Raw genomic sequence first — 23,992 nt, 5'->3', positions numbered from 1 at the left:
ATAGGACAGGAATTTTGCGGGGGCAAGGGCTTCTAGCAGAAAAATCGGCACTCAGAAGGCCCAAGTGCCAGAATCTCTTTACCATCGTTAACGAACGCGAGGGCCTCGTGGAGGCCGTATTAGCACGGGGGCGCATCTGCTGCTAACGCTTTGAATTTCAACAGCTTGTTAAACTTTTGGGCTTGAGATGGATTGTCAGTTTGCGTCACATTTCTCTCATGTGAGCGCATCGTTTCCGGGTGGCTCCCGGGGCACCGATCAAGCCACTCCCCGAATGCGCTCCTGCAAAGGAGGTTTGGCATGGGACTGCGCGTTGGGGGCGTTTCCGAGGATTTCCGGAAACAGATGCTGGGTTACGGGCTGACGACGGCACAAATTCTCTACCGGATGCCGGATCACCCGTCGCTGCTGCAGACCTATGTCTGGCAGAACTACGACATGTTTCCGAAATTTCCGGCGCTGACCGACTTCCTGGCCTTCTGGCAGGAGAAGCTCGATGGCCCGCTGCATTCGGTCACGGTCGCCCATTCCAAGCTGATCAAGCCCGCCGAGCTGCGCGCCGTGGACGGCGTGTTCCGGCTGCATTGAGGCGAACACCGGTCGCGTAGGGTGGGCAAAGGCGCGCTCTTCGCGCGCCGTGCCCACCATCTCTCTCCGAACGCGCGCGGAACGTGGGCACGCTTCCGCCGTCGCTCTTCGAGCTATGGCGGACAAGTCGCTTTGCCCACCCTACGATATTCGCGTTGGAGCTGCGTAGGATGGGTAGAGCGAAGCGAAACCCATCGCCTTGGCAGGCCGAGAGATCATGGGTTTCGCAAGAGCTCTACCCATCCTACGGACCTTCGTTCTGTGCTAGCCTCCGCCCATAACAACAACGGGAGGCGGCCCATGGCCAAGAAATCAAGCAAGAAAGCAAAATCGCGCAGCGCTGCGCAGACCGCGATCAAGAAGCGGAGCGGCACCAAGGCCGCAGCGCGATCCACGGCGCGCAAGGCAGTGAAGGCGAAGGCCCGCACGGCGGCTCCGAAAAAGCCTGCCCGCCCCAAGCAGCGCATCGCCATCAGCCATCACCGCGAGGAGGATTTCAAAGCCGACGGCCTGCGCACCTACGCCAAATACCGTGACCTCGGCATTTCAGATGCGACCCACGGCCTCGCGCAGGCCCATGTGATCCGCCTGCAGGGTCCCTGCAATCCGGATGAGGTCTCAAAGCTGCACTTCCACGACGTCGAATTCCAGATGGTCTACGTGCTCAAGGGCTGGGTGAAGACCTACATGGACGGCCAGGGCGAGAGCCTGATGAAGGAAGGCAGCGCCTGGACCCAGCCGCCGAAGATCAAGCACATGATCCTGGATTATTCGGACGATGTGGAGCTGCTGGAGGTGATCTTGCCGGCAGAGTTCAAGACGGTGGAGCTGAAGGCGTAGGCACGCTCTCTCAGCCGTCATTCCGGGGCGCGCGCAGCGCGAGAATCCATTTCACCGCGTGTGCTGCCGCCTGATGGATTCCGGGCTCGCGACTTCGTCGCGCCCCGGAATGACAGCGCGCGATAATCCCTAAAATCCACGCGATCCGAGAAACCGGACCGTTACTAGTTGAAAGGTTCCAGCCACCTGCAGCGCTGGTGGTAACCAGTCGAGAATATTCCTCGCGTCAACTCAGGGCTGTGAACATGCAGGACATGCTTTCATGGCGACCAACACTTTTGGCCGACGCGGCGTCGTGGCGCCACCACCAAGTGGATCGTTTCAACGCGCATCGCTTCAACCCGTGGCCGCGCCGATCGCGCCTCGGCCATTGCCCAGCGAGGGGACGTTCTTTGCCGACAACAAGCTGCTGGCCGATATCCCCTTCCTCACCATTGGCCTGATCTTCGGTCTGCTGCTGATCTTCGCCCTGCAACGCAGTCTGGCCATCGACGTTGCGCGCGACGGCTCACTCGATGTCCGCTCGCTGATCGCTTACGGCGCGACCAGCTACGATCTGGTTGTCGGAAGGGGAGAGTGGTGGCGGATCGGCCTCGCGCCGCTTCTGCATGGCAGCGATTGGCACCTCATCGGCAACTGCATTGCGCTGTTCATCGTCGGCGTCAGGCTGGAGCCTCTGATCGGCCGTGGCTGGTTTGCGCTGATCTTTGTTGCCAGTGCGCTGGTCGGCGAGGCGGGGTCGCTCCTCGGCAATGCGCCCGGCCAGCCAGGCGTCGGTGCGTCCGGCGCCATTACCGGGCTCATCGCCGCGCTGTTCGTCTCGAGCTTCGATCCGGAAGCGGACGCCGATCAGACGATATCGCGACTGAAGACGTCGCTCTTCTTCGGCGTTCCTGCGCTGCTGCCGCTTGCCTTTGGCGCCTCCGGCAATGTCGACTATTTTGCCCATGCAGGTGGTGCGCTGGCCGGCGGTGTGCTGGCCATCATGCCGTGGCTTCTCTTCCGTTCCTATGACAGCCTGCCACGGAGCGCGAGCATGACGTTGCTCGCCGGATGCGTCGGATCTCTGATCTGCGCCGGCTTCGCCGCTGCCCATTATGCGTCCTACATGGCCGACGCCAGGCAGTATGTCCGGATTTCGGAATACCCCGACAAGGGTACCAAGGTGGCTGACCGGTCCTTCGATCTGGTCACGCGCTACCCGAAAGACCCGCGGGCTCATTTTTTCCGTGCGGTCTACTTCCTGGAGCAGGAGAATCTCGGTGCCGCCGAGGCGGAAGTGCGGGCCGCCATGTCGCTCGCGACCTCGGATGTGGCGGGCGGACCGGTGCGCTCCGGGGCGCAGGGCTTGATGGCGGTGTTGCTGTTGGTGCAGGGACGGACCAGCGAGGCGAAAGCCATGGCGGCCGAGCCGTGCGGGGCCAAGATGGCCGACGTGCGTCGCATCTTGCAGAAGCACAAATTGTGCGGTTGAGCGGGAGTTTGCTGTCATTCCGGGGCGCGACGAAGTCGCGAGCCCGGAATCCATCAGGCGGCAATGCGTGTCGCGAGATGGATTCCGGGCTCGCGCTATGCGCGCCCCGGAATGACGAGTGGAGAGAGCTAGCTCAGCACCCCCACCACCGCCCCCATCAGACACGTCGTCAGCGTGCCTGATACGATCGATTTCAGTCCGAGCGCATTGATCTCCTCGCGCCGCTCCGGCGCCATCACGCCCAAGCCGCCGATCATGATGCCGAGACTGGCGAAATTGGCAAAGCCGCACATCGCGTAGAGCATGATCAGGCGCGAGCGCGGATCGAGCGCATCGGCTGGCAGTTTTGACAGATCGACATAGGCGATCAGTTCGTTGAGCACGGTTTTGGTGCCCATCAGGCTGCCGGCGGTGATCGCCTGGTCCCACGGCAGCCCCATCAGCCAGCACACCGGCGCCATCACGAGGCCCAGCAGACGCTGCAGCGAGATCGCGGCGCCGCCGATATCAGGCAGCAATCCGAGCGCGGCGTTGACGAGATAGACCAGCGCCACCAGTACCAGCAGCATCGCGACGATGTTGAGCAGCAGCTCGAGGCCGGCGGTGGTGCCCTTCACGATCGCGTCCATCGTGCTGGCGACGTCCATATCAGGATCCTCCAGCGCGCCGCCGGTGCGCCTGTCACTCGTCTCCGGCACCATGATCAGGCTGACGAGGATCGCGGCGGGTGCGCCCAGCACCGAGGCGATGACGAAATGGGCGGCTGCGTCGGGGATGAGCGGCGCCAGCAGCGTCGCATAGAGCACCAGCACCGTGCCGGCGATCCCGGCCATGCCGCCGGTCATCACCAGGAACAATTCGCTGCGCGTCATCTGCTTCAGGTACGGCCGCACGAACAGCGGCGCCTCGACCATGCCGAGGAAGATGTTGGCGGCGGTCGACAGGCCTACCGCGCCGCCGACCCCTAACGTGCGCTCCAGCAGCCAGGCCATGCCGCGCACGACCGGAGGCAGCACGCGCCAATAGAACAGCAGCGTCGTCAGCGCGCTCATCACCAGCACGATCGGCAGCGCCTGGAAAGCCAGGATGAAATCGGCCCCCGGGACCTTGAGGTCGAAGGGCAGGGTGCCGCCGCCGACATAGCCGAACACGAAGGCGGAGCCGGCGCGCGAGGCCGCCGAGATCGCGCCGACCGCGTCGTTGATGGCGCCGAAGGCGTGCGCGACGACAGGCAGCTTCAACAGCACGAGCGCGGTGAAGAAGGTCACGACAAGGCTGATCGCGGCCTGCCGCAGCGAGACGGCGCGCCGATTCTCCGCCAACGCATAGGCGAGCAGCAGCAATGCGAAAATGCCGAGTGCCGATTGCAGCCGCAGCATGATGTCCCCAAACCCTCAATGATTATGGCCGCGCTTGCGTTGCAAACGCAATGCCGGAAGGACACCGGAGCCGCCCGCTGTTGACAAGCCCGTCCGCGTCAGCCACGCGGGGCATCGTCAATATCAGGCGCGGATGGTCCGGAAGGTGAGCCAAAAGGCAAGTGAAGCGCTTAGCGAAGCGCAGCCGGTGACGGCCAGTCCGCCGGTGACGGCCGGCCAGCTCCTCGCCCACCGCGCCTTCCTGTTCTTCCTGCTGTCGCGCAGCCTGTCGCGATTCTCCAGCCAGATCGCGGCGGTCGCGATCGGCTGGCAGATCTACGATCTCACCGGCTCGGCGTTCGATCTCGGCATGGTCGGCCTGGTGCAGTTCCTCCCCACAGCCCTGCTGGTGTTCGTCGCCGGCCACGCCGCCGACCGTTTCGAGCGCAAGCGCGTGGTCCAGCTCTGCCAGCTGGTGGAAGCTGCCACCGCGCTCTATCTCGCAATCATCACTTATCTCGGCGCGGTCGGCGAGGTGCAGATCTTCGTTGCGACCTTCGTGCTCGGCATCGCCGGCGCCTTCGAGAGCCCGACCACCGCGGCGCTGCTGCCGCTGATCGCGCCACAGGGCTCGCTCCAGCGTGCCACCGCCGTGTCCAGCGGCGCGGCGCAGGTCGCGACCATCACCGGTCCCGCGCTCGGCGGCTTTGCCTACGCCATCGCGCCGCATCTGGCCTATGCCGTCATGGTGCTGTTCTGGATTCTCGGGATGATCCTGACCGGCTTCATCCGGCCGCGTCCGCAGGCGATCGCCAAGGACATGGACGATGCCGACAATATCTTCGCCGGCGTCCGCTTCATCCGCAGCAATCCGGCGATCCTCGGCACCATCTCGCTCGATCTGTTCGCGGTGCTGTTCGGCGGCGTTGTCGCGCTGCTGCCGATCTATGCCCGCGACATCCTCCAGACCGGCCCAGTGGGGTTAGGGGTGCTGCGCGCCGCGCCCGCGGTCGGCGCGCTGTTGATGACGGTGGTGCTGGCGCGTCACGCCATCTCGCGGCATGTGGGCCTGCGCATGTTCCAGGCCGTGATCGTGTTCGGCCTCGCCACTATCGTGTTCGCGCTGTCGTCCTGGATGTGGCTGTCGGTGCTCTCGCTCGCCGTCTTGGGCGCGGCCGACACGATCAGCGTCGTGATCCGCTTCTCGCTGGTGCAGCTCGCCACCCCCGACGAGATGCGCGGCCGCGTCGGTGCGGTGAATTTCCTGTTCATCAACGCCTCGAACCAGCTCGGCCAGTTCGAGAGCGGCCTGACGGCGGCTCTGTTCGGCGCCATGCCCGCGGCCGTGCTGGGCGGCGTCTGCACCGTCGCGGTCGCGCTGCTGTGGATGAAGCTGTTCCCCAGCCTCCGTCAGGTGGAGAGCCTGGAGTAGGGCCACCGCTCTCTCCGCGTCATTGCGAGGAGCGAAGCGACGAAGCAATCCAGAATCCCTCCGCGGAAAGACCCTGGATTGCTTCGCTGCGCTCGCAATGACGATTGCGGAGGCGGCGCGGAGCTTTAGTCGACGTCACCCCCACAGTAAGCGCCCCTTGACGCCTACTGTGCATGGGGTTGTTTTCTCAGCTCTTACTTCAGCCCCGCCCCACGAACGGCATCTTCGTCGCCATCACAGTCATGGTCAGCACGTTGGCGTCGAGCGGCAGGCCGGCCATGTAGGCGACGGCGTCGCCGACCGCCTTCGCATCCATGCGCGGCTCGTGCTTGGTGGTGCCGTCGGGCTGCAGCACGCCGGGGCCGTTGACCATGCGGTCGGTCATCGGCGTTGCGGCATTGCCGATGTCGACCTGGCCGACCGCGATGTCATACATGCGGCCGTCGAGGTTGCTGGCCTTGGTCAGGCCGGTGATGGCGTGCTTGGTCGAGGTGTAGGCCGCCGAGAACGGCCGCGGCGCGTGCGCCGAGATCGAGCCGTTGTTGATGATGCGGCCGCCGCGCGGGTTCTGGTCCTTCATGATGCGGAAGGCGTGCTGGGTGCACAGGAACGGGCCGGTGAGGTTGGTGTTCACCACGGCCTGCCACTGCTCGAGGCTGAGGTCCTCGAAGTTGACGGCCGGCGCGCCCATGCCGGCATTGTTGAACAGCACGTCGAGGCGGCCATAGGTCGCCTTCACCTTGTCGAACAGCGCGGCAATGGAATCCGGCTTGGTCATGTCGGCGGTGACGCACAGGCTCTTGCCCGCGGGGCCGAGCTTGGCGGTCTCCTCGAGCATGTCGAGCCGACGGCCGACGAGCACCACGGTGAAGCCGGCGTTCATCAGCGCCAGCGACGCGGCGCGCCCGACGCCGGTGCCGGCGCCCGTCACCAATGCGATCTTTTTCGCTTCACTCATCGTTTCCTGCCTTTTCTCTTGCTGTCAGGTTTTGGGTTCTTTGTCGTTCTTGTAGGGCGGCCGCGGGATGTTCTGATGCGCCGCGCGCAAGGCCGCCGACCAGCGCGAGCGCAGGTCGTGGAAATAGGGCTCGCCCGCCTCGATGCGGTGGTTGAGATCGGCATCGCAGGCGTCCGAGCGCACCACCAGCACGTCGATCGGAAGTCCGACGCCGAGATTGGAGCGCATGGTGGAGTCCATCGAGATCAGGCCGGTCTTCAGCGCCTCGTAGAGCTCGACGTCGTAATGCATGGCGCGGTCGAGCACCGGCTTGCCGTATTTGTGCTCGCCGATCTGCAAGTAGGGCGTGTCGGTGGTGCACTCGATGAAATTGCCGGCGGTGTAGACCATGAACAGGCGCATCCGCGCGCCCTTGATCTGGCCGCCGAACAGGAAGGAGACGTCGAAGGACACGTCCTCGGATTTCAGCGCCGGGCCTTCGGTGGCGTGCACCGCGCGGATCGCCCGGCCGATGCGCTGGGCAGCCTGGAACATGGTCGGCGCATTCATCAGCGTCTCGACCTCGCCGGTGGTGGGGTCCTCCAGGCCTTCGGTCAGGGTGGACAGCACCGACTGGCTGATGGCGAGGTTGCCGGCGCTGGCGATCGCCATGATGCGCTCGCCGGGTTTTGAGAAGATGTGCAGCTTGCGGAAGGTCGAGACGTTGTCGAGGCCGGCATTGGTGCGGGTATCGGCGATCATCACCAGACCGTCCCGAACCAGGATTCCGCAGCAATAGGTCATTTCCAGTCCCCGAACGCGTTTGCGCGGAATTACTAGCCAATTTCGGGGAGGCATGAAACCCCCCGATTCCCGGGGGGATAGGCCGTCATTCCGGGGCGCGCGTCAGCGCGAGCCCGGAATCCATTCGTCCACTAACCTGTGCCGCCTGATGGATTCCGGGCTCGCGCTGCGCGCGCCCCGGAATGACAGCTAGCTCAATCCGCCGCATCCACCAGAAACGCCGCATCGACGGGCACGCCGAGCGCCGTGACCAGCCGGTTCGTCTCGGCGGCCATGCCGACGATGGCGAGCAGCTCGCCATATTCGGCTTCGGTCATGCCCTTGGCCCTTGCGGCGGCGGTGTGGGAATGGATGCAGTAGCTGCAGCCGAAACTCCCCGTGCGCTTCCGTGCATTCCATTGCATAACTATCGAAAACTCAGCTATTTAGCCTGAAATCCGACCAAACTTTCCCGTGCGCTCCCGTGCGCGTCCATGCAACAAATCGCGTTGTTTTTGGCATATAAGTTGGTTTACAAAGGTCATCGCTACGATCGACGCAACGACCATCGGGGGTTCGGAAATGCCTAAGATTGCAAAAGAGCTGACGGCTTTAGCCGTGTCCAAACTGAAACATCCCAAGCCGGCCAAGCCCGACGTGCCGGGCAGCGGCGGCGATTTCAACGCGTATTTCGCGGTCGGAGGAGTTGCCGGGCTCATGTTGCAGATCACTCCCAACGGTGGCCGGTCATGGGTGCTACGAACGACCATGGGTGGTAAGCGCCGCAACATGGGATTGGGGAGCTACCCAGAGGTCACTTTGGAATACGCGCGCAACGAAGCTCGCAAAGCCAAGGCATCTGTTCGCGATGGACGTGACCCCATCGTTGAGAAAAAGAAAAACAAAGCCGCTCTTATCGCCGAACAGAAACGCGAAATGACGTTTGATCAAGCGATGAAACAATGGTTGCTGAAACGACTACCAGAGTTAGGAAGTCAGAAAAACAAAGATGCATTGGAATCGATGCTCAACACATATGCGACTCCTGAACTTGGACGGCTGCTTGTCAACGATATCGCCGTGCAAGACGTTTTGCGCGTGCTGACGCCGATATGGGACACCAAAACGCGAACAGCAACGCGGCTTCGCTCCGAAATCGAAAGAGTGCTAGATTGGGCATTCGTCAACGGTCATCGATCAGGCGACAATCCCGCGCGTTGGAGAGGCAATCTTAAAGAGGTGCTGGCGAAGCCGTCCCAAATCAGCGAAGTTGAACACCATCCGGCAGTCGCCATTGATGAGGCACCACTATGGTTTGACACGCTGCGCAAACAAAACGGCGCCGCTGCAAAGGCGCTGATGTTCATCACGCTTAACGCATCCCGATCGGGCGAAGTGCGCGGAATGAAATGGTCAGAATACGACGCCAAAACGGAGATATGGACCGTTCCAGCCGATCGCATCAAAATGGAGAAAGAACACCGCATTCTGTTGAGTGAAGAAGCGATTGCGATCCTCGAAAATCAACCGCGACTGGACGGCGTCGAATACGTGTTTCCATCACCGTCGAATGGGATGCTCACCGATATGGCAGTCAGCCAATTGATGAAGCGAATGACGAAACCGGACGGCAGTCAATTTTGCGATAAACGATCAAAACAGTCCGCTGTTCCGCATGGCTTGCGATCGACTTTCCGCGATTGGGTTGGCGATCGCACCAACTATCCCCGCGAGATGGGTGAAGTGGCGCTTGCGCACAAAGTCGGCAATGAGACCGAAAGAGCCTATAGCCGTAGCGACATGCTCGAAAAGCGCCGACACATGATGCAGGATTGGGCCAACTTTCTGTACGGCAAACGCGCGCAATCCGACAACGTAATTGACATGACCACCGCAACGAAGAAACGAGTGAAGCGCTAGGGGCCCTACAAATGAGAGAAATGGATACTACCGCCTATGTGACGGTCATCGTTCTAACCATCGGCCTAATTTGGCTGGCAGTCGAAATGATCGCGCCGAATGTCAACGCGTGGATATTCAAACGGCTATTCAGTTTCCTGCTTTTGGCGGCCATCCTCGTATTGTGCGGCGTTGCGTTGGTCGCGGTCTACGGTGCTCTATCCGGTGCCCCTCCGATCATAATCGCGGCCCTCATTGTCGCATGGGCGATTACAGCAAACAGTCGATCAGCAAATTGATCAACGCGATAGTCACAGCAAACAATTTGTATTTCAGCAGCCCGCTACGTTACCAGCGTAGCGGGCATATTCTTGCCACTATAGATGCGTCTTGCGGCATGGATGCGCACGGATGCGCAGTAACAGAAGGACGCCCGATGATTTCAACCCGACTGTCCGCCGCCCTATTGCACAAGCCGATCACCCTGGCTGCATTCGCCAACAGCGAACCGCCCGGCCCGGAGCGGTTCATTACTGATCTACAGCTTGCCGCGCGCTGGCACGTCCACCCCTCCACCATTTGGCGCAATGCGAAGAAGACGCCCACGTATCCGCAGCCCGTGAAATTGTCGGCTCGTGTGACGCGGTTTCGATTGAGCGACGTTGAACGCTTCGAACGGAAGGAGTATCTCCAATCTAAAGCTGGGGAGCGGTAATGTCTAACGAGAAAGCGCACGAAACCATTCGCAGTCTGATCGAACAGGGTGGACCATTCGATGAGGAAGACCTCGCGGCTATTCGCGAAATAGAGCAGACGAGGGCGGAGATCGCCCAGACCGATCGGGAGGTTCAAAAATCACTGCATACAGCGATTGGGTTTGCGATCACGACGTGGTCGTCTTTAGAGGGAATAGTTGTCGAGATCGCTTCGGCGATTATTGACGCGGAGAGTGAAGTTGGAGGCGTGATCTTCTACAATTTTCCTTTTGCAAAGATGTTGGAGGTTATCGGCGAGATCGTCCGCGTAGATGAGCGGTTTCAAAATCTCGGCCAAGACTGGGATAAAATAAGCAGGCGGTTGTTCGCCTTGAATGATATTCGAGTTCGGCTTGCACACCACGGGCTTAGCTCAGGAAAGGATATCTTGGATTTCCCATTGGACATCACCGAGTTTAACTCAGATGACTTTTTGCCAAGTCTGGAGCCCTACAAAGCAGATTCACGGAAAAAGTGGGTAAAGAAGAAACGGATGAGCTTTTCCGAAACGGTCAGCTTCGGGGAGAGCATTGTTGACGCTGTCGAACCACTCACGGAGTTCCTGAAAAAGGTTCACGAAATCCGTATTGCACCCAAGAGGCGGCTTATCGCGCGAGTGAAAGAGCTACAACAAAAGGTGCGCGAATACGAAAGTCGCGAGACCGCGCAACCAACTGACAAGGGTGAAGACTAGTTGCGTTGATTGATGCGATGATAGATAAGGCCGGACGCGATGAACGACCGGCCTGTTTTTCACGGTGATTTCGTAGTTGTTCGGCTGCTAACGTGTTAGCTGCGAGGGTAGTCCCGGCCAAACGCAACGCTCTTAGGAAACAATTCTGCCGCTCCAACGTCATAGTGAAGGATTGGCAATGAAGCCAATCTCCCGCGCCAATGCGGAGCGTCCCTATGTGCGAAAAGTGCAAGCCCCTTGACGAGCGGATCGCTCACTACCACGACTTGAGCCAACGCGTCACCGATCCGCAAACCCTTGAAGGCATCAAGCGGCTGATCGGGGACTTGGAAGCACAAAAGAAAATCCTACACCCCGGAGAGTAGGACGGTTGGCATGGCAGAGTCATTCGGCGACGAATTAACAATCGTTGAAGTGGCTTCGGACGACCCGGAACCGAAGAAGGAATTGTGGCTGGCTCTGGCTAAGCCGGATCAAGCGTTGACCTTGGTTCTTACCGCTGTGCCGGAAGGGTGGACAGCGCAAGTGTTGCCCGCCAATTTGACGGAAAGGCAGCGACGCCTGTTTCGAGAGGTAAAACTCAAGCCCGGCGACGTCTACAAGCTTGCCGACTAGGTCGCCTCAGTTGGCGGCCTCTTTCATTTCAGATGTCGCTTTCTGGCCCGTAGCCGACCATCCCCTGGAGCACCCCGATGTCTGCTGCTAGGCGGTGCACGGACAAAGCTCCTGCAACATGCGGAGGTCAGCTTTTGAGCCGAACCGGACGTGGGGCCGCCAGATTCACAAGCGGCTAGCTGGAAGAATCGAATGGTCCATGCTGGTGCGGAAGCTAGGCCAGAGAGGCGCAACGTCGGGAATGTATAGCTTACTTTTCCTTTTCGGCACGCTTCCTCAAGTGAGGACTGTCGTGCAAGACCACGTTCAGCAGGGAATTATGGACCTCCAGTGATCCGTTGTATTTGATAAACCCAAGCTTGCGGAACTTGTTCATGAACATGCTGACGCGCGACCTTGTGGTCCCGACCATCTCCGCAAGTGTCTCTTGGCTTATCTTCGTTATGACCGGCTCGGGCTTACTCTCCTTGCCGAAGTTGGCCATCAGGAGCAGCACTCTCGCCAGACGCTTCTCACTGGAATTAAAAAGTTGGTCGACCAAGTCCTCCTCGACTCGGGCGTTCCTAGACAACAGGTGAGCCATAAACATCTCAGAGAACTTCGGCTCGTCGCGGAGCACACGCACGATGGCTGCCTTCTCGAGCCGCATGATGACGCACTCCGTCACCGTCACGACCGTCGCCACCCGCAGCGGATGCCCATTTAGGCAGCTCTCTCCGAAGAAGTCCCCATTTCCGTGGAGCGCGACGACCGCCTCCTTGCCCTGCTCGGAGACGACGCAGACCTTGACCTTGCCCTCCTGAATGTAGAAGACCGCATCACCGGGGTCTCCCTGAGAGAAGACCTTCCGATTCTTCCGATAGTTTGAAACGGTCCTCCCCGAGGCCACGGTGTGGAGGAACTCCTGGACGTCGAAGGGCTGCTTCTTCGTTACCTTGGCCACGCTTCCCGCCTTTAATTATCAACTGGCTTCATTCTAGGGCAAACCGAACATCAGGGAAACCCGGCCCGGATGTCGGTGGCAGTGTCGTGGCACGTGTCCCCGGCGGCCAAGTGAGCACTAAAGCTCAGACTTCGGCTCCAAATGTGCGCAGACTCGTTCGTTATGGAGATGCCGAACCAAGAGGCGTCCCAGTAACAGAGGAGCTGAATTATGGGTGTCATCCTTCCGTTCGTATCAGCCGGCGCGTTCGAGCCTGACGATATTGAGGCGATGTCCCTGGCTTGTGAGGAAGTCTGCCATCGTCTTCGTATCAATGGCGACGCGCGGGCTCGCGAGATCATCGCTGTGAGAGTCATCGAGCTAGCCCAGCGCGGCGAACGTCGCCCCATGGTCTTACGCGACCAGGTGCTTGCGGAAGCGAACGCGGGCCCCGGACAATAGCTGATGAGACTCGGCGTTGCCTCACTAACACCCGCTAATGATGACCTTAGGCTGTCCCCTTCTGGCCCCACCGCGACATATTGCGCTGCCGCACGAAGTCGGTCGCTATAGGGGCAAAGCAGACATTGCGGATTTATGAGACGCACCCTAGACAATCAGGACCGTCTGCTTGGCCCCTTCGACTTCGATTTGGATGCTTTCTTTGTTGCCTTTTGTGCGCGTCGCTTTCGTTGTTTGGGTACGGGCAATGGAAGCCCGGGTTGTTGGGACGCAGATGTGAATTCCAACACTTCAACTATTTTATAGTGAACTTCGCCGTTTGGCGTCGCCGGAGGCGTCACCTCCATTCGTACTCGATAGCGATCATCCCTGAACGAACCACCGCGAGTCCAAGCATCTACTCCGATCGACGTTTCGCTGATGTCGGCATAGATGTGCTTGTCCCCATACACAAATCGCCAACGCTCCGCCTTTTCGTCGAAAACGGGTGAATATACAAAGAGCGTTGCAACGATCGTCTCCGGGGGTGGCTCTTCGGGGGGGTCCTCTATGTTCTTGGGCGCGTCAGCTGCAAGGACGATATCGCGAACATCAGTTTCATCGATGCTCGAAACAAGCTTAGCATCATCACGAAATTCAAGGCGTGACGCCTCATGCATCTCAATAGGCGCAAGAGTGTCTTTAACCGCGCTTAGAACACGATGGTTTTCCGCTAGCTTCAAAACATCGGGGTGAACGTTGATCGTATTGCGCTCACCGCCAACAATTTGAATGGTAACGTGGGTTTGCCGTCCATCGGCAGGTCTTGCCGCTTCGGACGGCTTAGTCGTTTCAACTTGATTGTTCTTCTTCCATTTCAAATAGTCGAGCAACGAAGTAGTACCGGCCACGCTGCGAATTACGCCAATTACTTGAAGGATGTCCTTCGCAGTCTTGACGTAATCATCTTGCAAAAATGTCTTCGTCACCTCGATCGCGTGCTGGATAACATCGAAGTTGATATGGAAGCATTTGTGCTCGAAGTCTGAGGCGACAACCACCCGCATTCGCGACCGATCGCCGTTGAGAATTGCGTTCGATTCCCGGACAAGCCGATCGAATCCCCTCAACGCTGGGACCAGCGCCTCAACACCGATCGTATGGTCGTCCGGGTCGTCCCCGTGATAGGCAACTTGGAATGCTTGGCGAGTGCCCTTGGCACTCGCGTCCTTGGCCTCGTCCATTTCCCCGCCTCAAATCCAAAAAGGCGACTATACAACCTACCGATGCGTTGGCCAGCACCCCTTTCGTTGAACAGGCCATCCGATAAACCTGTCGCCGCGCTACTCGCAACGCCGGGACGGCGCGCGGATTGGCAGGTACGACGCAAGCGCAAGCTCGCAAGCTCTATAATTCACGGGAATTTCTGCGATCCTTGGCTGACATGGGATCAGCCGTCATCGCCGATCGAACGGCGCTGTGGAAAGTTTTCGTCTGATCCGTGCAGGACCGTGCGGGACAGTGCAGCGCACGTTTTCGCCGCCTTGCGCGCTGTGCACGAAGCACTGATGACTGTTGTCACCGTGACCTAACACCAACGGAGGCGGCATGTCAGAAAACAGGAACGCATATTTTCGAGAGTATCAAGCGCGTCGGCGCATCGAACGGCAGGCAAGCAAGAAAGTCGCCCTGGCTGCCATTGATACGATGCTGGAGCGCGCCAGCGTGGCCGGGCCGGAAGTCTTCCGGGGCGTGCTTGAAGCCGCCCACACCGCGCGCAAAGCCCTTGAGGCTGCCTGAAACGAAGAGGCCGAGCGGTGTCGCGAACCGCTCGGCCTTTAACCACTTCCGATGCCTTCCGATCAAGAAAGACTGAGCATGTCTACACCACGGCAGAACTACGATCAAGCCTTCGCGTTTATCAGCGCCTTGTGTCAAGGCGATCCCAACACAACCTTGATTGATGCACGCGCGATCCATGATCGCGACGATACCGTTGCAGCGATCCCGAGACGCGGGACGCTTCCTGACCTCTTTCCAGAGTTGTGCGCGTGGAACGATCTTGGCTACGGCATCTTCGCGAACATCTCGGAAATGGACGGTCGCGGGCGTGAGATCGCCAACGTCAAAACAATTCGTTGTCAGGCCATAGACCTAGATAATCTGAGCGCGCAACAGAATTACGAACGCGCAACGCAATTCAACCCGGCGCCCTCGTTCGCCGTCCAAACGTCGCCCGGCAAGCTGCATGTATACTGGCAAACGCATCAACACCTTGATCGCGACCGCTTCACGCTATTGCAGCGGAAATTGATCCAGTATTTCGACAGCGACAAACGCGTAACCGATCCGTCGCGCGTGCTGCGATTGCCCGGCTTCTTTCATCGCAAGGCTGAACCGCACCTAGTTACGTGTTGGGCGTTGAGCAACTATGGAAAACCGATCGACCCCGGTATTCTCGAAATCGCATTGGCAACCGTTGATGTCACGAACACAAGCGGCGACAGGCATGAGCTAGGTGAACCATCGTTGACCGCACCGGGCAGGGATTGGATCGCTTATGCACTCAGCTTGCATGATCCGAATGCAATGGATCGCGGCCAATGGATTTCGTTCATGGCCGCGATCAAACAAGCCGCTTGGAACTGGTTTGCTGATAAGAACGAATTGCGAAACGTATTCCTGAAATGGTGCGAGCGATACGATCGCAACAATCCCGCCGAAAACGTGAAACACTGGGATAGTCTCCGCCACACCCAAATAGGGTGGCCCTCAATCGAACGCCGTAACGGACATTTGCACGCTTTGCGACTGTTCGGTGAACGAAATCCAATGCCGTCGCTTCCCCATATCGGATTGCCGGTGCCAAAACTCGGGTCATTGCTAACCGCGCAAGAGCAAGCCGTATATTTCGCCGACTGCGTTCTGATCGAAAGTCGTGGCGAAATCCTCACGCCTACCGGGCGGTTCATGAACCAAACGAAATTCAACGCCAAATACAAAGGCAAGAAATTCATCATTGATGAAATTGGCAAGACCGGCAGCGATCCATGGGAAGCGGCGATCGGCTCAACCAACTCAACCATTCCAAAGGTTGATCACACGCGCTTTGTGCCGTCAAAGCCGCATGGCGCGATCATTCAGGACGGGCGCGGGCGTGACGGTTACAACACCTATAAGCCGGTCATCGTTCATGCCGTTCCCGGCGACGTTGCGCCGTGGCTCAACCACCTCGCCGCTTTGTTTCCGAATGCGAACGACCGAAAATTGTTGCTCGATTACCTCGCACACAACGTGAAATACCCCGGCTACAAAATCCCATGGGCACCGCTAATCCAATCGACGCCCGGCGCGGGTAAGAATTCGGTCAAATGGGTGATGGAATACGCGATCGGCGATCACTACACCTGTCAACCAAAAGCTGACCAATTGGCAGATAGCGGCGCAAAGTTCAACGCGTGGATGAGCGAAAAGCTTTTCATCGTCGTCGATGAGATTGATACGCGCGACAAGCGCGGCCTAACCGAAAAACTCAAGCCGATGATTACCGAAATAAAAATCGAGATTGAAGGCAAAGGCGCCAATCAAATTATAGACGACAACTTTGCGAACTGGATTTTCTTCACCAACTACAAAGAGGCCATACCGTTCACGCAGGATGAACGGCGCTACGCGCCATTCTTTTCCGCGCTCCAAAGACCGGAAGACAAGATGCTTCGTGGAATGAACGATGCATATTTCAAATGGTTTTACGGTCACTATCTATTGGGTGCTGGTAATGGATTGGCGCACGTCACCGATTGGTTGATGACGTACCCGATCGAACGCGGCGACATTCCGATGCAAGCACCGAAAACATCTAGCACAGCGGAAGCGATCTTGATCAGCGCTGATCCTTTAGAAGGGAGCGTTCGCGAAGCCTATGGAAAGATGACCTTGCAGAACAAACCGATCACCATGCAAAACGTGTGTGATGAGTTGGGCATCGCCTTCAATCCGCTGGATACCCGCACAAATCGACGCATTGGAAACGCGCTAAAAAAGATCGGATTGAAACCGGATCACACGCGAACCGGCAATGTATGGGTGCTCATGCACTAGCATCAACGCGATCGATCATCGCAAAGCCCGGTGTAACAGCCGGGCTTTTTGCTGCGCGCGTTCAGGCGTCCCTTCTATAATTTAGCGCTAGCGATCAGTAATTTTGGAATTCGTTCTTTCGGACGGGCTGATGGTTCACATGGCTCACTGATGGTTCACGCAAAACCCCTTATACTTCAGTGCCTGTGAACCATGTGAACCATGTGAACCATGTAAGGCCGCAGCACGTCCAATTTTCCCTAGCGGTACAGACCATGGGTCACCTGGGTCACGACCACCGCCCATAATTTCCATAATTATGAGATCGACAAATTAGCCGCCCGTCCGATCAGCGCGGCTGTACTCCCCTCAGCCACACGCTGAATCATTTCAATTCATTAGCGATGGTCCGCGCGACCAATCTACCAACCTAGATAGCGATGATCGTTGCGTTGATGTCGCCGTGGTCAAGCGATGATCATGCAGAAATACTTCGTGATTATTTGCGGCTTACATTTAGATCAGTATTGCGATGGTCTAGTTTGGTTTAGCTGTGAATATCGCGAGTAATTACAACACCTTAATACTTGCCAGAATACTACGAAGCATCTAGTCATTGAGCACCGCGCGACGCGCTTTGAACGTTGGACGCGAACCGGACACCCGAAAGGATTTTGAAATGGCTGCACTTCGATCTGGATCAACCGAGACCCCGCGCGGTCCCATGCTTTCGATGACGAATGCCGATACCAATCAGACACAGTTGCTGTTCATTCCCGAAGATTTGCCGCCCGGTGTCGATCAGCCCGCCGCTAGGTTGCTTGCCGCCTACACGCTGCTCAACGGCGAGGCCGCACGCGCTTCCTCCACTCTGCTGCCGGAACTCATTGGGCCGCACATGATGAAAGCCGTTCCTGGCCTGCTCGGGAGCCCATATGCGGGCTTCGTTGATGCGGTTGGCGCGGCGGCACGGGAAAATAAGAAAGTCGTTGCAGACCTTGGCGCGGTCCCGGCAAGCACAGTTGCCACAGCGGCAATTCGGCAGCGGGCCGTTCAGATGTTCGATACCGCGCCAACGATCGCTGACCAGATCAGGTTTGCATCGAATGCCACCCTTCCACAGTTGCAAGGCCTCGTCGAAGTGGACGCACTTTCGATCCTGCCCGACAACGCGCAATCGGCAATCATGGATCGTTATCTGATGCTGTCCTACGCCAGCAAATACGGGATTGCATCAAAGTATCCCGCAATCGCCAAGCCAGATAATCCGATCCCGAGCGGCATCAACAACGATGCCGTTGAAAGCGAGGCAAAAGCGATGATTGCCGCTGTCCGCGCTCTAACGAAGAAAATCGAGAACTGCTCGCAAATTGCACGCGACTGCATCGCTTATGTTTCGATCGCGTGTCAGTGCCCGGTCGGACAGGCATTCGATCTGATCACGCGGCAGGCCTAATCACCATGGCGAACGCGCGCGGCCCTGTGAAACTTCCTAGCTCGATTTGCTTACGGCCGGTCGACGCTATGGACGCCGCACAGGTCCGCGCCGCGTTGAACGCCAGCCGTTCCAATATCTGTTGGTGGCGCAAGCACGATCGCTTTCCGCAAGGCTTTCGCACCGGCAACGCTGTGATGACCCGCACCGCTGAAATTGCAGGCTGGTGCGCGTCGCGCGGAATTTCAATCGAATGGCTGTAGACCGATGACCACACCGCCCAACCTCTCCGTTATCCACGGTAAATCAACGGCCGCGAAGGACGAACGGGGCCGCTTCGTATCCGGCCCGGCCAACACCGGGAGGCCGGTTGGTGCTCGCAACAAGCAATCCGCCGAATTGATGAAGATTGTTCGCGCGATGGGCAATCGCGCCGTCGCCAATTTATCCGATGCCTTGGACGCTAAAGAGCAATGGGCAACGATCTTGGTGCTTCGTTACTGCCTTCCGAGCGCGCGAACGCAGGAAATGCACGGCGCGGACCCGGAAGATATCAAGGAAGCATTTGTCGCTGGCGACATTTCAGCGGATGAAATGAAAGCAATCGCAACCGCAATTGAGAAACTGAAATCAGTTGCGGATATCGACGACTTGCGCAACCGCCTCAGTGAACTGGAACAACTGCTCAATGCCGGTAAGTGATCGCGACCGCAACAGGCTTGCTGCACTTATTGCAATCGTGAAGCCCGCTAACTCGCTTGCTGCACGCTTCGAAACACTCACCGATGAACAACGCGACTACTACTGGTATTGGCACCAACGATACGGTGATTGGCTCAGGCGATGTTTGGTGCTCGATGACGACAACGAGCCGGACGCACGTCCTTATGCTCGCATGCTTGAACACGATACGTCACCGCGATTGCGCCGCGATATCGATGAAGCGCTATTCGGAAAGGCACCCCGGATACCGACCGCGATGAGCGACGTTGAGGCAGCACAAATCTGGTTTGGTGAGGCGCAGAAATGATTACGATTTATGTTGAACAAGCTAATTTGACTTTCGAAGTTGAGGACGGATTTATTCTCGGCATCGCGAAAGGTCGCCGTCCAACACCCGACATCGAATGCGAATTTATTGACGCGACGTTTGAGCGCCTGCACGTCACGCGCGCGCCAAAGACACTACAACTCGATTGGCTTGCGCTGACCGATTTGGCTGCATGGCTCTACCGTAAGTATCCGAGCGCGACAGAAAAGGGATACATGAACCGGTTGCTTGATCTCTTTCCCGGTTCGATGAACGTCAACGACGTGATGTGCGCATTGATGCGATGCATCAGCAATAACGAACATCTGGCATATGGCGAGGATGCGCATTTTTGCGGACGCGTTCGTCGCACGCACAAGCATGAATTTGAAGAAATCCGCGCAGCATGGCTCGCGCAGATGCGGCAATCCGGACGGCCGTCTAACAACGTCCAATAGGATAACACCCATGGCAACGAAACTCAGCGACAACGATCACCGCGAAATTGGAGCACACATTTTCGAGTACATGCAGGAATTGCTTGCACAGGACGGCGACAAAGCCATCATCATCTTGCACGCCGACCACATGCGCAGTCTCGATAGGTTCGTTATTTCCAAAATTGAATGCACCGGCAAAGGTTAGTCGCTTCTCCATTGCTGGTTCATGCACCCCGCTTGCAGGCCGGAAGTACGCTTGCAAGCGGGGTTTGTATTTCCGAGAAAAGACCACAATGACCGGACGTAACGAAGGAACGCTTGCATTCTTCAACCGCGTTCAAGAGCAATGCGCGAAAATCGCTTCGCTACCACCATCACAACACGGCACGGAAATTCTCAAAATCAGCAGAGATACCGGGCTGACACCGATAACCCTCGCACCGATCATTGAGCGCTACGCCCATCAGCGCGTTCCAGACTATCCATCGCTGGCAAAGCAATTCTGTGAACGAATGGGACGCGAAAAGGTCCGCGCCATGCTGGCAACGAACCACGGTATGCGCGATCTAAAGCACAACGTCCAAACCGCGCTTACCGACGAACGATTGAGCCTCACAGGCCCGCGCGTCGCGCTGTTTATCGAAGCGATCAAGGCGACGGCGATCGACTGACCGGCCTATGGTTTTTGGCATATAGATCGGCGGTAAAACCGACGTTTTGGATAAAACAGCTATTTTTATAGTGTTTGGGGAAGCAGTAGCTGCAGCCGTGCGCGATCGACACCGCGACATAGAGCATCTCCTTGACCTTGGGATCGAGCGCGCCCGGACCCATCACCTCCTTGATGCTCTCCCAGGTCCGCCGCAGCGTCTTCGGATCATGTGCCAGCGCGCGCCAGAAATTGTTGACGAAGTCCGACTTCCGCACCTTGCGGATATCGTCGAAAACGGCGCGCGCCTCGGTGGAGAGTTCATCGTCCGACAGCAGCTTCACGGTCGCCATGGGGGTCCTCGCGGGGTCAGGTCTGATCCCGCGAGTGTAGCACGGCTCGCACGGTCAGCCGGCATGCGCGGTCGAACGACGCAAGGCCAGCTTGCCGATGTCGACATACTGCCTCTGCTGCGCGTGAGCGTGCTGAGCTGCGACATGGAGGTCGCGCAGACGCCGCTGCAACGGCGAAGTGTCGTAGACCGCGCTGCTTCCGGCCAGCGCAAAGCAGGCATCGGCGATGCGGACGCAGGTCGTGGCGAGCCAGGTCGCGGATCGAGCCCCTTCGATGACGAGGTCTTCGTCGTTCAGCGTTCCCGACACCGCGTGACGCCAGTGGCTGGCGGCCTGGGCCTCTTGAAACGCCCGCGCGGCAGCGAGGTCAGCGGAAATCCGGCCGAGCTCGTAATGGAAGGTCTCGGACTCCCGCATCGGCACGGCCGCATACAATTGCTGCCTTCCGGTATCGGCAAGCGCGAGCAGTTCATCGACGGCGCCCTCCGCCATGCCTACCGTGACTGCGCCGTGCACCAGGGGCAGCCATTGCCGCACCGCCTGATAGAGCGGACCCGGCTGCTGCGGGCCTGCTTCGAGATCGATGAAATCCGCCTCGGGAACCAGCGTCTCCTTCAGCGTGACGTGATGGCTGGCGGTGCCCTTGAGCCCCGCCGCGTGCCAGGTGTCCTCGATCTCCCAGTCGCGCGCCGGCAGCGCCACGACGCGAACCTGCGGCTTGCCCTGCGCGCCCGGGATCGGTTTGCCATTCTCGGTGACGATGCAGAACCCGCCGATCCATTCGGCATGCGTGCAACCGCTGACAAACGGCCAGCGGCCCTTGACGCGATAGCCGCCGTCCACGCGCTCTGCCGTTCCACCGGGTTGGGACGAGCCGCAGATCGCCGTATCAGGCCCGTCCTGATAGATGCGCTTGTACAATTCCGGGCGTGACGCGGCGACGAACAGGCTGCTGGCTCCGGCGACGACCGTGATCCAGCCGATCGAGCCGTCGAGACGGGCAAGTGCCCTGATGACCTCCATTCCGGCCGGAAAATCCAGCTCCAGCCCACCATGGCTTCGCGGCACGAACATGCGAAAGATCCCGATCGCCTTCAGCCGCTCCACGATATCAGGCGAGACGCAGCGCGCGGCTTCCATCTCGGCGGCGCGAGCCTTGATCGACGGCGCCAGTTTCTGGATGCCCGCAAGCATGTCCTTGTGGGGATCGCGCAGTTGCACGGAATGTGTTTTGGTCTTTTCTTGAAGCCGCATCTGTCTCAACCTCTGTTGCGGAAACGGATCGCAACGAAGGTTGAACGGATGGCGCTACGGCGCGGTTTCAGCGCGACGGTCGTCGATTACAGCTGTAACGCTGCGCCTAGCCCTGCCGCTGGGACTGCGATTGCGACTGGCCGCCGCGGCCGGCCTGGTCGACCTTGACCGCCACCGTCAGCGTCTCCATGCCGCCGCCGTAGCGGGTGCCGCGCACGGGCGCTGCGCCGAGATAATCGAGCCCAATGGCGACGCGGACATGGGCGTCGGTGGCGCAGATGCTGTTGGCGGGATCGAAGCCGACCCAGCCGAGGTCAGGCACGTAGGCCTCCGCCCAGGCGTGGCCGGCGTCCTGGTGCACCGTGCCGTCGGCCCGGAGGAAATGGCCGGAGACGAAGCGGGCCGGCACGCCGCCGGTGCGGGCGCAGGCGATGAAGATGTGCGCATAGTCCTGGCAGACGCCGCGCTTGAGCGTGAAGGCTTCGGCCGCCGAGGTGCCGCTGTTGGTCGGGTCCTCGTCGAAGGTCATGTGGTCGCTGATCTCAGTCATCAGCGTGTGCAGGAAGCCGAGCGTGTCGTTCTCGGCCTCGCTGCGCAGCTGGCGCGCCACCGCCATCATCGCCGGATTGACGGAGGTGAGGTCGGTCGTGCGCAGGAACATGCCGGCCGGAAAACGCTCGTCGGCGCCGCGCAGCACGCCACCGGTATCGTGGGTCTCGATCAGGCCCTCGGCGGTGATCCTGATGTCGCCGACGGGGCCGCAGGACAGCACATGGATGACGTTGCCGAATGCGTCCTCATGGGGGTCGAGCTTGGTGTCGGTGGAGACGTCGATCTGCCATTCCGCCACATATTGCCCGTCATGGCTGCCGGGCGTCATGCGCAGGATCTGGATCACGCTGGTCGCTGCCGGCTCGTAGCGATAGGTCGTGGTGTGCTGGATTCGCAGGCGCATGGTGGACCGTTGTTCTGGCGTCGTCATTCCGGGGCGATGCGCCAGCATCGAACCCGGAATCTCGAGATTCCGGGTTCGGTCCTTCGGACCGCCCCGGAATGACGGCGTGTATCAGATCAAATACTGCTTCGTGATGATTTCGCCCAGCCTGGAATTATCCGCGATGAATTCCTGAATGAATTCATGCACGCCGTGCTGGAAAATGTCGTTCATGTTGCTGTGTTCCAGCCGGTTGCGGATGCCGCGGGCGTGGCGCTGGGCCGGGCCCTGGCGGCCATAGGCGACGCCGATCTGGTCGAGGTTGCGCACGAGATTGCCGTAGCAGCTGGCAAGCGAGCGCGGCAGCGTGTCGTTGAGGATGAGCAGGTCCGCGATCAGCCAGGGCTTCAGCGTCTCGCGGTAGACCCAGTGATAGGCCGTCAGCGCCGAGACCGAGCGCAGGATCGAGCTCCACTGGTAGAAGTCGAGCGGGCCCCCGACATGCTCCTCCTCGGGTAGCAGCACGTGATACTTCACGTCGAGGATGCGCGCGGTGTTGTCGGCGCGTTCCAGATGCACGCCCATCCGCGAGAACCAGTACGCGTCGTTGCGCAGCATGGTCCGGTAGGCCGAGCCGTCGAAGCGCAGCGAGGTCTCCTGCACGAAGCGCAGGAACTTTGCGAGGTCCTCGCGCGTCGAGGTGCCCTTGCTCCAGACCGCCTGCAGCTCGATCCAGGCCGAGTTGATGGTGTCCCACATCTCGCTGGTCAACGCGGTGCGCACCGAGCGCGAGTTCAGCCGCGCCGCCTCGATGCAGTTCCGGATTGAGGACGGGTTGTCCGCGGAGAACGAGAGATAGTCGACGACGTTGTGCTCGTTGGCTTCCTCATAGGTCTGGTAGAAGCTGGCGGCGACGCCGGCGGTGAGCAGCGCGGAGTCCCATTCATTGGTCTTGCCGATATAGGCGGCCGGCAGGGCTGTGACGCGCAAGGTCGCATCGATGGTGCGCGCGAGATACTCGGCCCGTTCGACGTAGCGGGCGAGCCAGTAGAGGTTTTCGGCGGTACGCGACAGCATTC

28 protein-coding genes and 1 pseudogene are annotated in these 23,992 nt (G+C 59.3%); 19 read left to right on the top strand and 10 right to left on the bottom strand.

From position 1 onward, the window contains the following. Positions 1 to 300: 300 nt before the first annotated feature. From WN72_RS30765 to WN72_RS30755, 3 genes are all read left to right on the top strand, one after another. Positions 301 to 588, top strand: a complete 288-nt coding sequence (locus tag WN72_RS30765) for an usg protein (RefSeq protein WP_027560138.1) — start codon at positions 301 to 303, stop codon at positions 586 to 588. 300 nt (positions 589 to 888) lie between these two features. Further along, the gene (locus WN72_RS30760) at positions 889 to 1,428 is read left to right on the top strand and encodes a cupin domain-containing protein (RefSeq protein ID WP_027560137.1); all 540 of its coding nucleotides are present in this window, start codon (positions 889 to 891) and stop codon (positions 1,426 to 1,428) included. A gap of 343 nt (positions 1,429 to 1,771) precedes the next feature. Continuing rightward, entirely contained in the window at positions 1,772 to 2,902 is a 1,131-nt protein-coding gene (locus tag WN72_RS30755; protein ID WP_244553679.1) for a rhomboid family protein, read from the top strand. Between the two features lie 128 nt (positions 2,903 to 3,030). On the opposite strand, the gene WN72_RS30750 is transcribed toward WN72_RS30755, so the two are convergent. After that, positions 3,031 to 4,281, bottom strand: coding sequence for a NupC/NupG family nucleoside CNT transporter (locus WN72_RS30750; protein ID WP_027560135.1), 1,251 nt, complete (start codon positions 4,279 to 4,281; stop codon positions 3,031 to 3,033). A gap of 187 nt (positions 4,282 to 4,468) precedes the next feature. Here WN72_RS30750 and WN72_RS30745 point away from each other — a divergent pair, with 187 nt between their 5' ends. After that, on the top strand, positions 4,469 to 5,692 hold the full coding sequence (locus tag WN72_RS30745) for an MFS transporter (protein WP_027560134.1): 1,224 nt from the start codon (positions 4,469 to 4,471) through the stop codon (positions 5,690 to 5,692). Between the two features lie 199 nt (positions 5,693 to 5,891). Here WN72_RS30745 and WN72_RS30740 read toward each other — a convergent pair whose 3' ends face one another. From WN72_RS30740 to WN72_RS30730, 3 genes and pseudogenes are all read right to left on the bottom strand, one after another. Continuing rightward, positions 5,892 to 6,650: an SDR family oxidoreductase gene (locus tag WN72_RS30740; RefSeq protein WP_027560133.1), complete on the bottom strand. Its 759-nt coding sequence runs from the start codon at positions 6,648 to 6,650 to the stop codon at positions 5,892 to 5,894. 24 nt (positions 6,651 to 6,674) lie between these two features. After that, positions 6,675 to 7,433, bottom strand: coding sequence for a proteasome-type protease (locus tag WN72_RS30735; protein WP_027560132.1), 759 nt, complete (start codon positions 7,431 to 7,433; stop codon positions 6,675 to 6,677). Positions 7,434 to 7,627: 194 nt separating this feature from the next. Then, positions 7,628 to 7,801, bottom strand: a pseudogene (locus WN72_RS30730) (carboxymuconolactone decarboxylase family protein); the annotation flags it as partial. 193 nt (positions 7,802 to 7,994) lie between these two features. Here WN72_RS30730 and WN72_RS30725 point away from each other — a divergent pair. The 5 genes from WN72_RS30725 to WN72_RS30705 all read left to right on the top strand — a co-directional run bounded on the left by WN72_RS30725 (position 7,995) and on the right by WN72_RS30705 (position 11,375). After that, positions 7,995 to 9,332, top strand: coding sequence for a tyrosine-type recombinase/integrase (locus WN72_RS30725; protein ID WP_092213583.1), 1,338 nt, complete (start codon positions 7,995 to 7,997; stop codon positions 9,330 to 9,332). Between the two features lie 20 nt (positions 9,333 to 9,352). Then, positions 9,353 to 9,610 carry a hypothetical protein gene (locus WN72_RS30720; RefSeq protein ID WP_167380666.1) on the top strand — a complete coding sequence of 86 codons (258 nt, stop codon included), beginning with the start codon at positions 9,353 to 9,355 and terminating at the stop codon, positions 9,608 to 9,610. Continuing rightward, complete coding sequence (locus WN72_RS30715; RefSeq protein ID WP_143130548.1) at positions 9,574 to 10,026, top strand: helix-turn-helix transcriptional regulator; 453 nt, start codon at positions 9,574 to 9,576, stop codon at positions 10,024 to 10,026. Before WN72_RS30720 ends, WN72_RS30715 begins: the two co-directional genes overlap by 37 nt. Continuing rightward, positions 10,026 to 10,760 carry a hypothetical protein gene (locus tag WN72_RS30710; RefSeq protein WP_092213589.1) on the top strand — a complete coding sequence of 245 codons (735 nt, stop codon included), beginning with the start codon at positions 10,026 to 10,028 and terminating at the stop codon, positions 10,758 to 10,760. The genes WN72_RS30715 and WN72_RS30710 overlap by 1 nt, the downstream gene beginning before the upstream one ends. Before the next feature lie 375 nt (positions 10,761 to 11,135). Next, positions 11,136 to 11,375 carry a hypothetical protein gene (locus WN72_RS30705; protein WP_092213591.1) on the top strand — a complete coding sequence of 80 codons (240 nt, stop codon included), beginning with the start codon at positions 11,136 to 11,138 and terminating at the stop codon, positions 11,373 to 11,375. A 250-nt stretch (positions 11,376 to 11,625) separates the two neighbouring features. Here the strand turns inward: WN72_RS30705 and WN72_RS30700 are convergent, their stop codons facing one another. Then, the gene (locus WN72_RS30700; protein ID WP_092213593.1) at positions 11,626 to 12,318 is read right to left on the bottom strand and encodes a Crp/Fnr family transcriptional regulator; all 693 of its coding nucleotides are present in this window, start codon (positions 12,316 to 12,318) and stop codon (positions 11,626 to 11,628) included. A 210-nt stretch (positions 12,319 to 12,528) separates the two neighbouring features. On the opposite strand from WN72_RS30700, the gene WN72_RS30695 reads away from it, so the two are divergent. Next, positions 12,529 to 12,759 carry a hypothetical protein gene (locus tag WN72_RS30695; protein WP_038956363.1) on the top strand — a complete coding sequence of 77 codons (231 nt, stop codon included), beginning with the start codon at positions 12,529 to 12,531 and terminating at the stop codon, positions 12,757 to 12,759. A gap of 155 nt (positions 12,760 to 12,914) precedes the next feature. Here WN72_RS30695 and WN72_RS30690 read toward each other — a convergent pair whose 3' ends face one another. Further along, a complete protein-coding gene (locus WN72_RS30690; RefSeq protein ID WP_092213594.1) occupies positions 12,915 to 13,982 on the bottom strand; it encodes an LAPAL motif-containing putative phage structural protein in 1,068 nt (355 codons plus the stop codon). A 364-nt stretch (positions 13,983 to 14,346) separates the two neighbouring features. Between WN72_RS30690 and WN72_RS30685 the strand changes: the two genes are divergently transcribed. The 9 genes from WN72_RS30685 (at position 14,347) to WN72_RS30645 (ending at position 20,394) form a co-directional block, all read left to right on the top strand. Continuing rightward, positions 14,347 to 14,538: a hypothetical protein gene (locus tag WN72_RS30685; protein ID WP_143130549.1), complete on the top strand. Its 192-nt coding sequence runs from the start codon at positions 14,347 to 14,349 to the stop codon at positions 14,536 to 14,538. A gap of 78 nt (positions 14,539 to 14,616) precedes the next feature. Next, a complete protein-coding gene (locus WN72_RS30680; RefSeq protein ID WP_167380667.1) occupies positions 14,617 to 16,839 on the top strand; it encodes a DUF5906 domain-containing protein in 2,223 nt (740 codons plus the stop codon). 658 nt (positions 16,840 to 17,497) lie between these two features. Continuing rightward, positions 17,498 to 18,274 (top strand): hypothetical protein, encoded by a 777-nt coding sequence (locus tag WN72_RS30675; RefSeq protein WP_143130550.1) that lies wholly within the window; start codon positions 17,498 to 17,500, stop codon positions 18,272 to 18,274. 68 nt (positions 18,275 to 18,342) lie between these two features. Beyond that, a complete protein-coding gene (locus WN72_RS30670; RefSeq protein WP_167380668.1) occupies positions 18,343 to 18,516 on the top strand; it encodes a hypothetical protein in 174 nt (57 codons plus the stop codon). Between the two features lie 4 nt (positions 18,517 to 18,520). Continuing rightward, complete coding sequence (locus WN72_RS30665; protein WP_092213600.1) at positions 18,521 to 18,955, top strand: hypothetical protein; 435 nt, start codon at positions 18,521 to 18,523, stop codon at positions 18,953 to 18,955. Next, a complete protein-coding gene (locus WN72_RS30660; RefSeq protein ID WP_143130551.1) occupies positions 18,942 to 19,283 on the top strand; it encodes a hypothetical protein in 342 nt (113 codons plus the stop codon). The genes WN72_RS30665 and WN72_RS30660 overlap by 14 nt, the downstream gene beginning before the upstream one ends. After that, the gene (locus WN72_RS30655; RefSeq protein WP_143130552.1) at positions 19,280 to 19,741 is read left to right on the top strand and encodes a hypothetical protein; all 462 of its coding nucleotides are present in this window, start codon (positions 19,280 to 19,282) and stop codon (positions 19,739 to 19,741) included. The genes WN72_RS30660 and WN72_RS30655 overlap by 4 nt, the downstream gene beginning before the upstream one ends. Before the next feature lie 10 nt (positions 19,742 to 19,751). Further along, positions 19,752 to 19,928, top strand: a complete 177-nt coding sequence (locus tag WN72_RS30650) for a hypothetical protein (protein ID WP_167380669.1) — start codon at positions 19,752 to 19,754, stop codon at positions 19,926 to 19,928. An 88-nt stretch (positions 19,929 to 20,016) separates the two neighbouring features. Next, entirely contained in the window at positions 20,017 to 20,394 is a 378-nt protein-coding gene (locus WN72_RS30645; RefSeq protein WP_143130553.1) for a hypothetical protein, read from the top strand. Here the strand turns inward: WN72_RS30645 and WN72_RS30640 are convergent. From WN72_RS30640 to WN72_RS30625, 4 genes are all read right to left on the bottom strand, one after another. Next, the gene (locus WN72_RS30640) at positions 20,372 to 20,725 is read right to left on the bottom strand and encodes a carboxymuconolactone decarboxylase family protein (RefSeq protein WP_244553680.1); all 354 of its coding nucleotides are present in this window, start codon (positions 20,723 to 20,725) and stop codon (positions 20,372 to 20,374) included. The genes WN72_RS30645 and WN72_RS30640 overlap by 23 nt on opposite strands. A gap of 54 nt (positions 20,726 to 20,779) precedes the next feature. Continuing rightward, positions 20,780 to 21,979: an acyl-CoA dehydrogenase family protein gene (locus tag WN72_RS30635; RefSeq protein WP_092213604.1), complete on the bottom strand. Its 1,200-nt coding sequence runs from the start codon at positions 21,977 to 21,979 to the stop codon at positions 20,780 to 20,782. Positions 21,980 to 22,085: 106 nt separating this feature from the next. Further along, positions 22,086 to 22,934: a transglutaminase family protein gene (locus WN72_RS30630; RefSeq protein ID WP_092213606.1), complete on the bottom strand. Its 849-nt coding sequence runs from the start codon at positions 22,932 to 22,934 to the stop codon at positions 22,086 to 22,088. A 111-nt stretch (positions 22,935 to 23,045) separates the two neighbouring features. Beyond that, complete coding sequence (locus tag WN72_RS30625) at positions 23,046 to 23,990, bottom strand: alpha-E domain-containing protein (protein WP_027560128.1); 945 nt, start codon at positions 23,988 to 23,990, stop codon at positions 23,046 to 23,048. Positions 23,991 to 23,992 lie beyond the last annotated feature (2 nt).

It is taken from the genome of Bradyrhizobium arachidis, assembly GCF_015291705.1.
Classification (GTDB): domain Bacteria; phylum Pseudomonadota; class Alphaproteobacteria; order Rhizobiales; family Xanthobacteraceae; genus Bradyrhizobium; species Bradyrhizobium arachidis.
Note: the sequence above shows the minus strand (reverse complement) of the source record. Positions and strands in the feature narration are given on the sequence as shown.

Bases quoted from the DNA above. Each gene is read 5' to 3' on its own strand.
- WN72_RS30765 (WP_027560138.1), top strand. From the start codon at position 301: ATGGGACTGCGCGTTGGGGGCGTTTCCGAGGATTTCCGGAAACAGATG.
- WN72_RS30760 (WP_027560137.1), top strand. From the start codon at position 889: ATGGCCAAGAAATCAAGCAAGAAAGCAAAATCGCGCAGCGCTGCGCAG.
- WN72_RS30750 (WP_027560135.1), bottom strand. From the start codon at position 4,281: ATGCTGCGGCTGCAATCGGCACTCGGCATTTTCGCATTGCTGCTGCTC.
- WN72_RS30740 (WP_027560133.1), bottom strand. From the start codon at position 6,650: ATGAGTGAAGCGAAAAAGATCGCATTGGTGACGGGCGCCGGCACCGGC.
- WN72_RS30735 (WP_027560132.1), bottom strand. From the start codon at position 7,433: ATGACCTATTGCTGCGGAATCCTGGTTCGGGACGGTCTGGTGATGATC.
- WN72_RS30725 (WP_092213583.1), top strand. From the start codon at position 7,995: ATGCCTAAGATTGCAAAAGAGCTGACGGCTTTAGCCGTGTCCAAACTG.
- WN72_RS30720 (WP_167380666.1), top strand. From the start codon at position 9,353: ATGGATACTACCGCCTATGTGACGGTCATCGTTCTAACCATCGGCCTA.
- WN72_RS30715 (WP_143130548.1), top strand. From the start codon at position 9,574: ATGGGCGATTACAGCAAACAGTCGATCAGCAAATTGATCAACGCGATA.
- WN72_RS30710 (WP_092213589.1), top strand. From the start codon at position 10,026: ATGTCTAACGAGAAAGCGCACGAAACCATTCGCAGTCTGATCGAACAG.
- WN72_RS30705 (WP_092213591.1), top strand. From the start codon at position 11,136: ATGGCAGAGTCATTCGGCGACGAATTAACAATCGTTGAAGTGGCTTCG.
- WN72_RS30695 (WP_038956363.1), top strand. From the start codon at position 12,529: ATGGGTGTCATCCTTCCGTTCGTATCAGCCGGCGCGTTCGAGCCTGAC.
- WN72_RS30690 (WP_092213594.1), bottom strand. From the start codon at position 13,982: ATGGACGAGGCCAAGGACGCGAGTGCCAAGGGCACTCGCCAAGCATTC.
- WN72_RS30685 (WP_143130549.1), top strand. From the start codon at position 14,347: ATGTCAGAAAACAGGAACGCATATTTTCGAGAGTATCAAGCGCGTCGG.
- WN72_RS30680 (WP_167380667.1), top strand. From the start codon at position 14,617: ATGTCTACACCACGGCAGAACTACGATCAAGCCTTCGCGTTTATCAGC.
- WN72_RS30675 (WP_143130550.1), top strand. From the start codon at position 17,498: ATGGCTGCACTTCGATCTGGATCAACCGAGACCCCGCGCGGTCCCATG.
- WN72_RS30670 (WP_167380668.1), top strand. From the start codon at position 18,343: ATGGACGCCGCACAGGTCCGCGCCGCGTTGAACGCCAGCCGTTCCAAT.
- WN72_RS30665 (WP_092213600.1), top strand. From the start codon at position 18,521: ATGACCACACCGCCCAACCTCTCCGTTATCCACGGTAAATCAACGGCC.
- WN72_RS30660 (WP_143130551.1), top strand. From the start codon at position 18,942: ATGCCGGTAAGTGATCGCGACCGCAACAGGCTTGCTGCACTTATTGCA.
- WN72_RS30655 (WP_143130552.1), top strand. From the start codon at position 19,280: ATGATTACGATTTATGTTGAACAAGCTAATTTGACTTTCGAAGTTGAG.
- WN72_RS30650 (WP_167380669.1), top strand. From the start codon at position 19,752: ATGGCAACGAAACTCAGCGACAACGATCACCGCGAAATTGGAGCACAC.
- WN72_RS30645 (WP_143130553.1), top strand. From the start codon at position 20,017: ATGACCGGACGTAACGAAGGAACGCTTGCATTCTTCAACCGCGTTCAA.
- WN72_RS30640 (WP_244553680.1), bottom strand. From the start codon at position 20,725: ATGGCGACCGTGAAGCTGCTGTCGGACGATGAACTCTCCACCGAGGCG.
- WN72_RS30635 (WP_092213604.1), bottom strand. From the start codon at position 21,979: ATGCGGCTTCAAGAAAAGACCAAAACACATTCCGTGCAACTGCGCGAT.
- WN72_RS30630 (WP_092213606.1), bottom strand. From the start codon at position 22,934: ATGCGCCTGCGAATCCAGCACACCACGACCTATCGCTACGAGCCGGCA.
- WN72_RS30625 (WP_027560128.1), bottom strand. From the start codon at position 23,990: ATGCTGTCGCGTACCGCCGAAAACCTCTACTGGCTCGCCCGCTACGTC.